Raw genomic sequence first — 13006 nt, 5'->3', positions numbered from 1 at the left:
GCACAATCACAGAGTACGCAACTTTTTCGAGACGCGCGCAAGAAAGGCATCGCGGCTGCCCGCTGTTGCGCGATTCATGTCGTAGTGAGCCAGGTAAAGCGGGCGTGCACTCGGATGACAAACGGCGCGCAGGGCCCGGCACACCACCTTGCGCGGCGGATCGCCCATCAGAAAGGCGCGCCAGCGCGAGCCGCCATAGGTCGTGACGGCCACGAGACGGCGAATATTCCAGAGATTGGGCCTGACCTTGCCATCGTTCAGCTTGAACGAAACTCCGGGCAGGAACACGCGATCGAAATAGCCCTTGAGGATCGCGGGATAGCCGAAATTCCAGACCGGAAAGCACAGGACCAGCGCCTCGGCCGCCCGCAACCGCTCGACATAGCCGGCAACCGGAAACGTGTTGCTGGCAACATCGTGATAGCCGACCCGTCCCTCCCGGCTCAGCACCGGATCGAAGCCCTCGGCATTGAGATCGCAATCGTCGACGTCATGGCCCGCCTCTTCGAGCCCCTTCACCACGGCCCTATGCAACGCCGCCCCAAAACTGTCCGGATCGGGATGAGCGTAGAGCACGAGCACGCGCATGATCAGCCACCCACGCCTGCATCGGCCAGGCTGCGGAACAGGAAGGTCTTGCCCGACTTGTAATCGTAGGACGGATCCTCCCAGGCGATCATCTTGCCGGGATTGAGCAGCCCCTGCGGATCGGCCTCGCGCTTGAAGGCGAGCTGCAGCTCGTCGGTCTGCTTCATGCCGCCTTCTTCGAGGGTGTAGCGGTGCGGGTTGAAGATCGGCGCTCCCATCTCCTCATGGATCGCCATGATCTCCTCGAGCCGCTCCTCGCTGGTGAAGCGGACGAGAGGCAGGCCGAAGCAGGTGACCTTGCCGTCGAAACGGACGAATTCGAGATGGCAGCGCACCTCGTCGCCAAAGCGCTCATGAATGCGCTGGATCAGCTCGACCTGGTTCGGGAAGGGGTAGAGCACCTGGAGATAGGTGATGGACGGGTCAACCCGCAGCGCCCGCAGCGTCGTGTGGTTCCAGCCCAGCTCATAGCCTGGCGGCAGACCCTTGGCCTCTTCCGGCGAGAGTTTGTCGGAGCGCATCAGCAGTTCGGCGCCGCGGAAATGTCGGGCATAGGCGAGCAGCGCATCGACTGCGAAATCCGCGGCCATGACAATCACGACATGGCTGTCGCGCGGCAGGAATTTCTTGTGCCGCAGGAAATAGTCATGCGGCGCCGGAGCCGCGACGACCGCGAGGTTCTTCAGCGCCAGCCCGTCCTGCTCGCCGAGCGCATTGGCGAATTCGGTTGCCGCGCGCAGCGTGTCGAAGCCGAGGATGACGTCGACCCAGTCATAAGCGGGCCCGAGCGGCATCTCGACCTCGGTGATGATGCCGTTGGTGCCATAGGCATGGGCAACCTTGTGCAGGTCGTCGCCGGTGAATTCGAGGATCCGGGGCGAGGCCTCCATCGTCGCGACCTTGAGCCGGATGATGTTGCCCCAATCGCGCAGGCCACCCCATTTGATTGAGCCGACACCGCCCGAGCCACCGGCGATGAAGCCGCCGATCGAGGCGGTCTGATAGGTCGAGGGATGCAGGCGCAGCTCCTGCCTGGAATGAGCCCGCGTCTGCTCGTCGATGCGGGCCATGACCGCGCCCGGCTCGGCGACATAGCGTCCGGGCCCGATCGACTTGACCTTGTTGAAGCCCGAGAGATCGAGCAGCACCCCGCCTGAGAGCGGCATCGCCTGGCCGTAATTGCCGGTTCCGGTGCCGCGCGGCGTCACCGGAATGCCGAGTGCATGAGCGGCCGCAAGGACGTCCAGAACCTCCGCCTCGCTGGTCGGCGAGACGATGATGTCGGCCGTGACATGGTCGAGCTGACGCTTGAGGGTCGGCGAGTACCAGAAGAAGTCACGGCTCTTCTGCTTCACCAGCGCCGGATTGTCCTCGGTCCTGATTCCGCCGAGACGGTTCTTCAGCGCGGCGATGTCGTAACGGGGGCTCATGCGCTCTTGCTCATCAGATGGTCGAGTTCGCGGTAATCCGGCAGCGTCCGGTCGATCGCCTTGCCGGCGACCAGCACCGTGCGATCAGCCTGGGGGCGCGCGAAGAATTCGGTCCAGTCGCGAGCGCGCGTCAGGATCAGGTCGGCGGACAGCCCTGGCGCCACAACGCCCTTGTCGGCGACGCCCATGACCGCAGCCGGTGCGCGCGCGATCATCGCCGCGAAATCGGTCGGGCCATGGTCGAGCTGGAGGATGCGGGTGCCTTCGCGCAGCACCTCGACAAGATCGAGATCGCCATAGGCATAGAACGGATCGCGCGTGTTGTCGGAGGCGATCATCACCGCCACGCCGGCAGCCTTCAATTCGTGCAGCGCAGTGACGCCGCGCCAGCGTGGTGTGCGGCCGCCGTCACGGTCCTGCAGATACATGTTGCACATCGGCAGGGACACAACCGCAATGCCGGCCTCCCTGACCTTGGCGATGATCCGCGCCTCATCCTGCGGAGCCTGCACCGCGAGCGAACAGCAATGGCCGGCGAGGATCTTTCCGGTGAAGCGGTGCCGGAGTGCAGCCTCGGCAATGTATTCAAGCGACCGCGCCGCCGGGTCATTGGTCTCATCGACATGGAAGTCGAGGTCGAAGCCGTTCTCGATCGCCGCGCGGAAGACGATGTCGAGCGCCTCCGCGAGCTCCGGGATCATATAGGTGACGCAGCCGAAGATGCCGTCGCCATGCGCCTTCACGGCCCGCGTCACAGCCTTCATGTGCTCTGCATCGAGCGCGAACTGGATGCCGAAAAGCGGCGAGGCCTGCAGCGCGACACGCCCGGCCCATTCCGCCCGCATCTCGGCCAGCACCGGCCAGGAGATGCCGATCTGCTTGCCGAGCGAGTCGATATGGGTGCGGACCGCGCTCGTGCCGTGGGCGAAGGCGCAACGCAGGCCGAAATCCATGCGGGCACGCACGTCTTCCGACGTCCAATTGGCCTCGCGATCGGCCATGACATTCTCGAGCGCGCCCATGAAGGTGCCGTCCGGATTGCGGCGGCGCGGCCAGATATGGCCCTTGTCGAGATGGACATGCGCATCGACCAGCCGCGGCAGCACGATCCCGCCATCGAGATCGAGCCCGGGACCGCCCTCTGGCGCTTCCGTGCCGGCCGGCAGGATCGACGCGATGCGCCCATCCTCGACGCGAAGGTCGACCAGCGCCAGCCCGTCACGATCGGCCGCAAGGTCCGCGCGCTCGATCAGGCAGAGCGGGGAGCGGGCATTGGTCAGGCGGTAGCTGGTCGAGGCGGGAATGGCGGCAAATCCGGTCGTCACGTCGTCAGCACTCCATCCCGTCAATCGCTGCCTTGCCCTCGCTCGATACAGGCCAGCATGAGTGGCGGCAAGGCGGCGATCACACTGCCGTCGCCGCAGGCAAGAACAGCGCCTGTGGCGCAAATGGCCAAGGCGACGGCGCATCGACAATGGTTGCGTCGATACTGGCGCATCGATACTTGCCGCCCGCACGATGATCGCGCATGAGGAGCGCTCAGCGAAACACAGGCGGTGGGTCATGGCGGATCAGGCGCGCATCATCGACGGCAAGGCGGCAGCTGCGGCACTCCGTGCCGAGATCGGCCAGGAGATCACCGCGATCAAGGCCGGACGGGGCCTGGTTCCCGGCCTGCATGTCGTGCTCGTCGGCGACGACCCCGCGAGCCGCGTCTATGTGAACTCCAAGGAAAAGCTTGCCGGCGAGATCGGCATGAACTCTGCGGTTCACCGCCTTCCGACCGAGACCAGCGAAGCGGAGTTGCTGGCCAAGGTCGCCGCGCTGAATGCCGACGACAGCGTCGACGGCATTCTGGTGCAATTGCCCTTGCCGAAGCATATCAATCCCGACCGTGTGATCGAGGCGATAGACCCAGCCAAGGACGTCGATTGCTTCCATCCGATCAATGTTGGCCGCCTCGCCAACGGACAGGCCAGCCTGATCCCCTGCACGCCGCTCGGCTCGATGATCCTGCTGAAGCAGACCCTGCCAACGCTCGCCGGACTGGAAGCCGTGGTGATCGGCCGCTCGGGCATCGTCGGCCGGCCGATGGCGCAGTTGCTGGTCCAGGCCGACTGCACGGTCACCATCGCCCATTCCCGCACCCGCGATCTTCCCGCAATCTGCCGGCGCGCCGACATCCTGGTCGCGGCGGTCGGGCGGCCCTACTTCGTCAAAGGTGACTGGATCAAGCCCGGCGCCACCATCATCGATGTCGGCATCAACCGCCTGCCCGACGGCAAGCTCGCCGGCGACGTCGACTTTGCCGAGGCCGTGAAGGTTGCAGGCGCGATCACGCCGGTACCGGGCGGCGTCGGCCCGATGACCATCGCCTGCCTGCTGCGCAACACGCTGACCGCCTTTCACGCAAGGCGGGGCCGATAAAGTCGAGCTCACGCGGAAGCCGGTTCTGCCTTCGCATCACCCGAAACGTGAAACGCCCGGCGAAGCGCCGGGCGTTTGTCATATGGGCTGAGATTCCCGGGCCTCCGCCTGCGCTTCGCCCGGGAATCGAAATGCCGCTCACATATGGATCGCGCGCTTGTCGACGGCGAGCGCAGCTTCCTTGACCGCCTCGGCCAGCGTCGGATGAGCATGGCAGGTGCGGGCGAGATCCTCCGACGAGCCGCCGAACTCCATCAGCACCGTGACTTCTGCGATCAGGTCGCCGGCATGCGGGCCGATGATATGGCAGCCGAGCACGCGGTCGGTCGCCGCATCGGCGAGGAACTTCACGAAGCCCTCGGTGTGGCGCATGGCGCGGGCGCGGCCATTGGCGGTGAAGGGGAACTTGCCGATCTTGTAGGCGATGCCCGCAGCCTTCAGTTCCTCCTCGGTCTTGCCGATCGCGGCCACTTCGGGAGCCGTGTAGATGATGCTCGGGATGGCGTCATAGTTCACATGCCCAACCTTGCCGGCGATCAGCTCGGCCACCGCCATGCCCTCGTCCTCGGCCTTGTGAGCCAGCATCGGACCGCGCACCACGTCGCCGATGGCATAGATGCCCGCGACGTTGGTCTTGAAATGGTCGTCGATCACGACGCGGCCGCGCTCGGTCGCGACACCAGCGGCGTCCAGGCCGAGGCCATCGGTGTTCGGACGGCGGCCGATCGCGACCAGCACGATATCAGCAGACAGCGTCTTGGCCTCACCGCCGGCGGCGGGCTCGACCGTGACGGTCGCGCCCTTCTTGCCCGTATCGACCTTGGTGACCTTGGAACCCAGGTGGAATTCGAAGCCCTGCTTCTGCAGGATGCGCTGGAACTGCTTGGCGATCTCGTCATCCATGCCGGGCAGGATGCGGTCGAGATATTCGACCACGGTGACCTTGGCGCCGAGACGGCTCCAGACCGAACCGATTTCGAGACCGATCACGCCGGCGCCCACCACCAGCAGCTCCTTCGGCACGGACGCAAGCTCGAGTGCGCCGGTCGAGGTCACCACCGTCTTCTCGTCGATCTCGACGCCCGGCAGACCGGCCGCTTCAGAACCCGTGGCAATGACGATGTTCTTGGTCTCGAGGACCTGACTCTTGCCGTCCGCGCCCGTGACCTCGACCTTCCCCGCGCCGGGGATGCTCGCGGTGCCCTGGAAGGCCTCGATCTTGTTCTTCTTCAGCAGGAACGCAACGCCGTTGACGTTCGCGTCGATCGTCTCCTGCTTGTGGACCATCATCTGCTTGAGATCGAGCTTGGGCGTGCCGACGCTGATGCCGAGGCTCGGGAAGGTGTGGCCGGCTTCTTCGAACATCTCCGACGCGTGCAGCAAGGCCTTGGACGGAATGCAGCCGACATTCAGGCAGGTGCCGCCATGAGTCTTGCGCTTCTCCACCACAGCGACCTTGAGGCCGAGCTGAGCGGCGCGGATGGCACAGACATAGCCCCCGGGGCCAGTACCGATGACGACGAGATCGTAGGACATGACTTCCTTCCGTTGAGCAGGCAATGCGCGTGGACGCTCGCTATGCGGCGTCTTACCGGCCGCAATACATCGCTTTGGCGCTGTCCGCCATGCCCGCAGTAGATGTCATCCCTGCTGGCTCGACTGCTATCATTTCCATTGATTGAGCGTATAATTGGCAACAATACCGAGAAGCACATTTCGCGTTCCCGCCCCCGGATGGCTTAAGGGAAGATAGCGCCATGTGGAATCAGGTCTATGATCCATTCGGGAACAGCACCCTGTCGACGCTCGCCGCCGCGCTTCCGATCATCGTACTCCTCGGTCTGATCGCGTCGAATACAGTCAAGGCACATATCGCAGCGATCATCGCGCTGATCGTCGCCAATCTGGTAGCAATATTCATATTCACGATGCCCGCAGGAATGTCGATCCGAGCAACGGCGCTAGGCGCTGTAACGGGCTTCTTTCCAATCGGCTGGATCGTTCTGAATGTGATCTTTCTCTATCGGCTGACCGTCGAGAGAGGCGCCTTCGAAACCTTGCAGACCACGATTGGCGGAGTGACCAGCGACCGGCGCATTCAGTTGCTGCTGATTGCCTTCGCCTTCGGGGCCTTCTTCGAGGGCGCTTCCGGCTTCGGCACCCCGGTCGCGGTGACAGGCGCGATCCTGATCGGCCTCGGCTTTTCTCCCCTGGCGGCATCCGGCCTTTCCCTCATCGCCAACACGGCGCCGGTCGCCTTTGGCGCTCTGGGAACACCGATCCAGGGGCTCAGCCAGGTCACCGGGATCGACCCCTTCCTGCTTGGAGCCATGGTCGGCCGGCAATTGCCGTTCTTCTCGGTGCTCGTGCCGTTCTGGCTGATCTGGGTTTTCGCCGGCCGGCGCGGCATGTTGCAGATCTGGCCGGCGATATTGGTCACCGGCGTCTCCTTTGCGGTGCCGCAGTTCCTCATCTCGAATTTCATCAATCCCTGGATTGTCGATATTGGTGCCTCGCTGATTTCGATGGCGTGCCTGATCGGCTTCCTGCAGATCTGGGAGCCCCGCGAAATCTGGGCCTCGCCGGCTCTGCGCAGCCATGACGTCTCCGCCGAAGGGCGAATCGTACCGGCTGTATCGACAAAGCGGCCGGCACCCGCACAGGTCTGGATGGCACTGATCCCCTGGATCATCGTGTGCGCAATCCTGCTGATCTGGGGCACGGGGTGGTTCAAGGCGAGCGTGAATTCCTGGGCCGTGTGGAACTATGCGGTTCCCGATCTCCATAATCAGATCGCCAAGGTGGCACCGGTTGCGCCAAGACCGACCCCGGAGGCTGCCGTGTTCTCATTCACCTGGCTCTCCTATACCGGCACCGGCATGCTGATAGCCGCGATCCTTTCCGGCTTCGTCATGGGATTCAGCCCTGGTCGGATGGTCATGACCTATGCCCGGACGATCAGGCTCTGCGCCTATTCGCTGATCACCATTTGCGCCATGCTGGCGATTGGCACGCTGACCAGGCTCTCGGGCATCGACGCCACGCTCGGGCTCGCTTTTGCCGGAACGGGCGTGCTCTATCCCTTCTTCGGTACCCTGCTCGGCTGGCTCGGCGTGGCGCTGACGGGTTCGGACACCGCCTCCAACGTGTTGTTCGGCAATCTGCAGAAAGTCACCTCCGAACAGCTCGGCCTTTCGCCGATCCTGATGGGCGCGGCCAACTCGTCCGGCGGGGTCATGGGCAAGATGATCGATGCCCAGTCCATCGTCGTCGCCTCCACGGCGACAAACTGGTTCGGGCACGAGGGCACGATCCTGCGCTTCGTCTTCTGGCATTCGATCGCGCTGGCCTGCCTCGTCGGCTGTCTCGTGATGCTGCAGGCCTATGTCCACCCCTTCTCGGCGATGGTCGTGCACTGAAGCAACGGCGCGGTCGGGCTCAGGCTTCAGCCCGGCGCCAGCGGCGCGTTGAAGGCCCAGACATGGCCGAAGGGATCGGTCAGGCGGCCGTAGCGCGCGCCCCAGAACACATCGCCCGCCGGCATGAAGGTGATCGCACCCGCGGCCTCCGCCCGGGTCATTGCCGCGTCGACATCGCTCGGGTTCGGCAGATTGACGTTCAGCGCGATACTGGCGCCGCCATGGGCATGCGGCGACGCGACCGGCCCCCCGAATTCCGGGAACTCGTCATGCAGGAGGATCTCGCTGCCGAACAGCGCGAGATTGGCGTGCAATACGCGCACGCCGTCCTCCGCCATCTGCTTGTAGGTACACTCCGCGCCGAACGCCTTCTCGTAGAAGGCGATCGCCTCGAGGCCGCCCTTGACGCAGAGATGCGCCTGGAGCGAGGGAGCATTGAGTCGAAATGCCATGCGCCGTCTCCTGTCAGGATCGAACGATCACATCGGATCGTAGGACATAACTCGGTCAGCCCAATGTTCGACCCGGCCCCAGCCGTGCCAATGCCGCCGGCGCGAGCGCCAGAAGCCCGACGATGTCAGCAATCACAACCTTCCTGATGGAAGGGCCATAGCCGCCAACGACAAGTGCAATCGCGATGAAACTCGCCATGCTCGCGCCCGCCACAAGCGCAGCCGTGTCGCGCAGCCCCGGACGGATCGCAGCCGCGAACAGCAGCGTGCCCAAGATGCCGAACAGGACGGCGCGATGCCGCAACAGGATTTCCAGATCGGGGTTGTCGATCTCGAAACCGTAAAGCGAGCGCAGCCAACTGACCCCGGCGACGCCGACTGTCGGCAGAAAACTGATGACCCCCGCAAGGACGAGGCCGCCAGCCACGAGCTTTGCAGGGATCATCACTGGAGACCTCTCAGAGGTCCAGAACGAGACGCGCCGGATCCTCCAGCGCTTCCTTGATGCGAACGAGGAAGGTCACAGCCTCCTTGCCGTCGATGATACGGTGGTCGTAGCTGACCGCCAGATACATCATCGGGCGCACGACGATCTGGCCGCCGACGACCATCGGACGTTCCTGGATCTTGTGCATGCCGAGGATGGCCGACTGCGGCGCGTTCAGGATCGGCGTCGACATCAGCGAGCCATAGACGCCGCCATTCGAGATCGTGAAGGTGCCGCCCTGCATGTCCTCGATCTTGAGCGCGCCATCGCGCGCCTTCTTGCCGAGCGCCCCGATTTCCTTCTCGACACCGGCAATCGAGAGCTGGTCGGCGTCGCGAACCACCGGCACGACGAGGCCCTTGTCGGTGCCGACCGCGACCGCGATGTGGTAATAGTTCTTGTAGACGATATCGGTGCCGTCGATCTCGGCATTGACCGAGGGGATTTCCTTCAGGGCCTGCACGCAGGCCTTCACGAAGAAGCCCATGAAGCCGAGCTTCACGCCGTGTTTCTTCTCGAACACGTCCTTGTACTGGTTGCGCAGCGCCATCACGGCCGACATGTCCACCTCGTTGAAGGTGGTAAGCATGGCGGCGGTGTTCTGCGCCTCCTTGAGGCGGCGCGCGATGGTCTGGCGCAGCTTCGTCATCTTGACGCGCTCTTCGCGCGAAGCGTCATCGGGAGCCGACGGGGCGCGGACCTGGACCGGAGCTGCGGGCGCAGCCGCAGCCGCTGAACCCGTCGCGATCGCGGCCAGCATGTCGCCCTTGGTGACGCGACCGTCCTTGCCGGACGCAGCGACATTCGCCGGATTGACGCCGCTTTCGGCGGCGAGGCGCGCGACGGCCGGGCCGGAATCGGCAGCCTTGGTCGCTGGCGCAGCGGCGGCGGCCGGAGCAGCGGCAGGCTTCGCAGCCGCGGCAGCCGCGACAGGCTTTGCCGGAGCTGCAGCCACGCCGTCACCGGCCGAGATCGAGCCGAGCAGGGCGTTGACGCCGACCGTTTCGCCTTCCTTGGCGACGATCTCGCCGAGGACGCCGGCAGCCGGGGCGTTCACCTCGAGCGTGACCTTGTCGGTCTCGAGCTCGACCAGGGGCTCGTCGGCCTTCACAGCCTCGCCCGGCTTCTTGAACCATTTGCCGATCGTCGCCTCCGAGACGGATTCGCCGAGTGTGGGTACGCGGATTTCGGTCGCCATATCAGGCCTCTTGTTCGTGTCTTTGTCTGGCGTCTTCGGACAGGGTCAGGCCGCGAAGGCCTCGTCCATGAAGGCTGCGAGCTGGGCGGTATGCTTCGACATCAAACCGGTCGCTGTCGCGGCCGAGGCCGGGCGTCCGACATAACGCGGGCGCTTCGACTTCGAGCCGGCATGGCCCAGCACCCATTCGAGATAGGGCTCGACGAAAGTCCAGGAGCCCATGTTCTTCGGCTCTTCCTGGCACCAGACCACGTCGGCGGCCTTGAAGCGCGCCAACTCCTGCGCCAGCGTCTTCAGCGGGAACGGATAGAGCTGCTCGACGCGCATCAGGTAGACGTCGTCGATGCCGCGCTTCTCGCGCTCGTCGAGCAGGTCGAAATAGACCTTGCCGGAGCACAGCACGACCCGGCGGATCTTCGCATCCTTGACCAGCTTCGTCTCGGACCGGCCGCGCTCGGCGTCATCATGCAGCACGCGGTGGAAGGTCGAGCCCTCGGCCAGCTCCGACAGGTCGGAGATGCAGCGCTTGTGGCGCAGCAGCGACTTCGGCGTCATCAGGATCAGCGGCTTGCGGAAATCGCGCTTCAGCTGGCGGCGCAAGATGTGGAAATAGCTCGCAGGCGTCGAGCAATTCGCGACCTGCATGTTGTCCTCGGCGCACATCTGCAGGAAGCGCTCGAGGCGGGCCGAGGAATGCTCCGGTCCCTGGCCCTCATAGCCATGCGGCAGCAGGCAGACGAGACCCGACATGCGCAGCCACTTGCGCTCGCCCGACGAGATGAACTGGTCGAACACGACCTGCGCGCCATTGGCGAAATCGCCGAACTGCGCTTCCCAGGCGGTCAGCGCATTGGGCTCCGACAGAGAGTAACCGTATTCGAAGCCGAGCACCGCCTCTTCCGAGAGCATCGAGTTGATGACCTCGTAGCGCGACTGGCCCTCGCGGATATTGTTCAGCGACGTATGGCGGGCCTCGGTCTCCTGGTCGATCAGCACCGAGTGGCGCTGCGAGAAGGTGCCGCGTTCGCAATCCTGACCGGAGAGACGCACGGGGTGGCCGTCGAGCAGCAGCGAGCCGAAGGCGAGAGCCTCGGCCGTCGCCCAATCGATGCCCTGCCCGGCCTCGACCGCCTTGCGGCGATTGTCGAGGAATCGCTGGATCGTACGGTGGACGTTGAAGCCGGGCGGCGTCGAGGTGATCTTCTCGGTGATCTCCTTCAGCACCGCTGCCGGAACGCCGGTTGCGCCACGGCGCGGGTCGTCCTCGTCGGCGCGGATCGCCTTCATCCCGGCCCAGCGCCCGTCCAGCCAGTCGGCCTTGTTGGGCTTGAAGGTCTGGCCGGCATCGAACTCGATCTCGAGCTTGCCCTTCCAGGCCGCCCGCATCTCGTCGAACTCGCCCGGCTGGACCACGCCTTCGGCTTCCAGCTTGGTGGCGTAGAGCTCGAGCGTGGTCTTGTGGCCGCGAATCTTGCGATACATCAGCGGCTGGGTGAAGCCCGGCTCGTCGCCCTCGTTATGGCCGAAGCGACGATAGCAGAACATGTCGATGACGACCGGCTTGTGGAATTTCTGCCGGAACTCGATCGCGATCTTGGCGGCGAATACGACCGCTTCCGGATCGTCGCCGTTCACATGGAAGACCGGCGCCTCGACCATCTTCGCCACATCAGACGGATAGGGCGAGGAACGCGAATAGCGCGGATAGGTGGTGAAGCCGATCTGGTTGTTGATGATGAAATGCACCGAGCCGCCGGTGCGATGGCCCTTCAGCCCGGACAGCCCGAGGCACTCGGCCACGACGCCCTGGCCGGCGAAGGCGGCATCACCATGCAGGAGCAGCGGCAGCACCTTGGAGCGCTCGACGATATCGCCGAACTGGTCCTGCTTGGCGCGGACCTTGCCGAGCACCACGGGATCGACGATCTCGAGATGCGACGGGTTGGCGGTCAGCGAGAGATGGACGTTGTTGCCGTCGAACTCACGGTCGGACGAGGCACCGAGATGGTACTTCACGTCGCCCGAGCCCTCGACATCGTCGGGAGCGAAGGAGCCGCCCTTGAACTCGTGGAACAGCGCACGGTGCGGCTTGCCGAGCACCTGGGTCAGCACGTTGAGGCGGCCGCGATGGGCCATGCCGAAAACGATGTCGCGCACACCGAGTGCGCCGCCGCGCTTGATGATCTGCTCCAGCGCCGGGATCAGCGCCTCGGCGCCATCAAGGCCGAAGCGCTTGGTGCCGGTATATTTCAGATCGATGAACTTCTCGAAGCCCTCGGCCTCGACCAGCTTGTTGAGGATCGCCTTCTTGCCCTCGCGGGTGAAGGCGATCTCCTTGTCCGGCCCCTCGATCCGCTCCTGCAGCCATGCCTTCTGCTCCGGATCGGAGATGTGCATGAACTCGATGCCGATCGTGTTGCAATAGGTCCGCTGCAGGATCGCGACCATCTCGCGAAGCGTGGCGAACTCCATGCCGAGCACGTTGTCGATGAAGATCTTGCGGTCGAGATCGGCGTCGGTGAAGCCGAAGGTTGCCGGCGACAGCTCCTCGGGATCCCTGGCCTGCTCGATATCGAGCGGATCAAGCTTGGCGTGGAGGTGACCACGCATCCGGTAGGCGCGGATCAGCATGATGGCGCGCACGGAATCGCGCGTCGCCTGCTGCACGTCCGACGCGCTGAGCGTCGCGCCGGCAGCCTTTGCCTTGGCGCTGAGCTTGTCGCCGATGACCTTCTCGACCACGCCCCAATGGCCATCGAGCGCCGAGATGAGCTCGCCATTGGCATGGATCGGCCAGTTCGGCTTCGTCCAGGATGCACCCTTGGCGTTCTGGATAATGGCCGGGCCATCATCCTTCAGCCCGGCGAAGAACCCGCGCCACTGCTCGTCGACCGAATTCGGATCGGCCTGATAGCGCGCATAGAGGTCCTCGATATAGGCCGCGTTGCCGCCATAGAGGAAACCCGTCTGCGCGAGAGCCTCGTTGATGTCCTGGCGAGCCATTG

General features: G+C 64.5%; 10 protein-coding genes. 2 read left to right on the top strand and 8 right to left on the bottom strand.

Features of this window, described 5'->3' with window-relative positions; all coding sequences use genetic code 11:
- Positions 1–6: 6 nt before the first annotated feature.
- From BIWAKO_RS11385 to BIWAKO_RS11375, 3 genes are read right to left on the bottom strand one after another with little or no spacing between them, the layout of a single operon-like run.
- On the bottom strand, positions 7–588 hold the full coding sequence (locus tag BIWAKO_RS11385) for an NAD(P)H-dependent oxidoreductase (RefSeq protein ID WP_069878774.1): 582 nt from the start codon (positions 586–588) through the stop codon (positions 7–9).
- A gap of 2 nt (positions 589–590) precedes the next feature.
- Positions 591–2018, bottom strand: coding sequence for an FAD-binding oxidoreductase (locus BIWAKO_RS11380; protein ID WP_069878773.1), 1428 nt, complete (start codon positions 2016–2018; stop codon positions 591–593).
- On the bottom strand, positions 2015–3343 hold the full coding sequence (locus BIWAKO_RS11375) for a cytosine deaminase (protein ID WP_069878772.1): 1329 nt from the start codon (positions 3341–3343) through the stop codon (positions 2015–2017). Before BIWAKO_RS11375 ends, BIWAKO_RS11380 begins: the two co-directional genes overlap by 4 nt.
- Before the next feature lie 238 nt (positions 3344–3581).
- Between BIWAKO_RS11375 and folD the strand changes: the two genes are divergently transcribed.
- Entirely contained in the window at positions 3582–4445 is an 864-nt protein-coding gene (folD, locus tag BIWAKO_RS11370; RefSeq protein WP_069882378.1) for a bifunctional methylenetetrahydrofolate dehydrogenase/methenyltetrahydrofolate cyclohydrolase FolD, read from the top strand.
- Positions 4446–4583: 138 nt separating this feature from the next.
- Here the strand turns inward: folD and lpdA are convergent, their stop codons facing one another.
- Complete coding sequence (lpdA, locus tag BIWAKO_RS11365; protein ID WP_069878771.1) at positions 4584–5981, bottom strand: dihydrolipoyl dehydrogenase; 1398 nt, start codon at positions 5979–5981, stop codon at positions 4584–4586.
- 221 nt (positions 5982–6202) lie between these two features.
- Here lpdA and BIWAKO_RS11360 point away from each other — a divergent pair, with 221 nt between their 5' ends.
- Complete coding sequence (locus BIWAKO_RS11360; RefSeq protein ID WP_069878770.1) at positions 6203–7864, top strand: L-lactate permease; 1662 nt, start codon at positions 6203–6205, stop codon at positions 7862–7864.
- Positions 7865–7890: 26 nt separating this feature from the next.
- On the opposite strand, the gene BIWAKO_RS11355 is transcribed toward BIWAKO_RS11360, so the two are convergent.
- The 4 genes from BIWAKO_RS11355 to BIWAKO_RS11340 are packed head-to-tail and all read right to left on the bottom strand — an operon-like array spanning position 7891 to position 13004.
- Positions 7891–8316, bottom strand: coding sequence for a VOC family protein (locus BIWAKO_RS11355; RefSeq protein ID WP_069878769.1), 426 nt, complete (start codon positions 8314–8316; stop codon positions 7891–7893).
- A 55-nt stretch (positions 8317–8371) separates the two neighbouring features.
- Positions 8372–8764, bottom strand: coding sequence for a hypothetical protein (locus BIWAKO_RS11350; RefSeq protein ID WP_210185088.1), 393 nt, complete (start codon positions 8762–8764; stop codon positions 8372–8374).
- 10 nt (positions 8765–8774) lie between these two features.
- A complete protein-coding gene (odhB, locus tag BIWAKO_RS11345; protein WP_069878767.1) occupies positions 8775–10001 on the bottom strand; it encodes a 2-oxoglutarate dehydrogenase complex dihydrolipoyllysine-residue succinyltransferase in 1227 nt (408 codons plus the stop codon).
- Positions 10002–10046: 45 nt separating this feature from the next.
- Positions 10047–13004, bottom strand: a complete 2958-nt coding sequence (locus tag BIWAKO_RS11340) for a 2-oxoglutarate dehydrogenase E1 component (protein ID WP_069878766.1) — start codon at positions 13002–13004, stop codon at positions 10047–10049.
- Between the last annotated feature and the right edge of the window lie 2 nt (positions 13005–13006).

The organism is Bosea sp. BIWAKO-01 (assembly GCF_001748145.1).
Lineage (GTDB): Bacteria > Pseudomonadota > Alphaproteobacteria > Rhizobiales > Beijerinckiaceae > Allobosea.
Note: the sequence above shows the minus strand (reverse complement) of the source record. Positions and strands in the feature narration are given on the sequence as shown.

Bases quoted from the DNA above. Each gene is read 5' to 3' on its own strand.
- BIWAKO_RS11385 (WP_069878774.1), bottom strand. From the start codon at position 588: ATGCGCGTGCTCGTGCTCTACGCTCATCCCGATCCGGACAGTTTTGGG.
- BIWAKO_RS11380 (WP_069878773.1), bottom strand. From the start codon at position 2,018: ATGAGCCCCCGTTACGACATCGCCGCGCTGAAGAACCGTCTCGGCGGA.
- folD (WP_069882378.1), top strand. From the start codon at position 3,582: ATGGCGGATCAGGCGCGCATCATCGACGGCAAGGCGGCAGCTGCGGCA.
- lpdA (WP_069878771.1), bottom strand. From the start codon at position 5,981: ATGTCCTACGATCTCGTCGTCATCGGTACTGGCCCCGGGGGCTATGTC.
- BIWAKO_RS11360 (WP_069878770.1), top strand. From the start codon at position 6,203: ATGTGGAATCAGGTCTATGATCCATTCGGGAACAGCACCCTGTCGACG.
- BIWAKO_RS11355 (WP_069878769.1), bottom strand. From the start codon at position 8,316: ATGGCATTTCGACTCAATGCTCCCTCGCTCCAGGCGCATCTCTGCGTC.
- odhB (WP_069878767.1), bottom strand. From the start codon at position 10,001: ATGGCGACCGAAATCCGCGTACCCACACTCGGCGAATCCGTCTCGGAG.
- BIWAKO_RS11340 (WP_069878766.1), bottom strand. From the start codon at position 13,004: ATGGCTCGCCAGGACATCAACGAGGCTCTCGCGCAGACGGGTTTCCTC.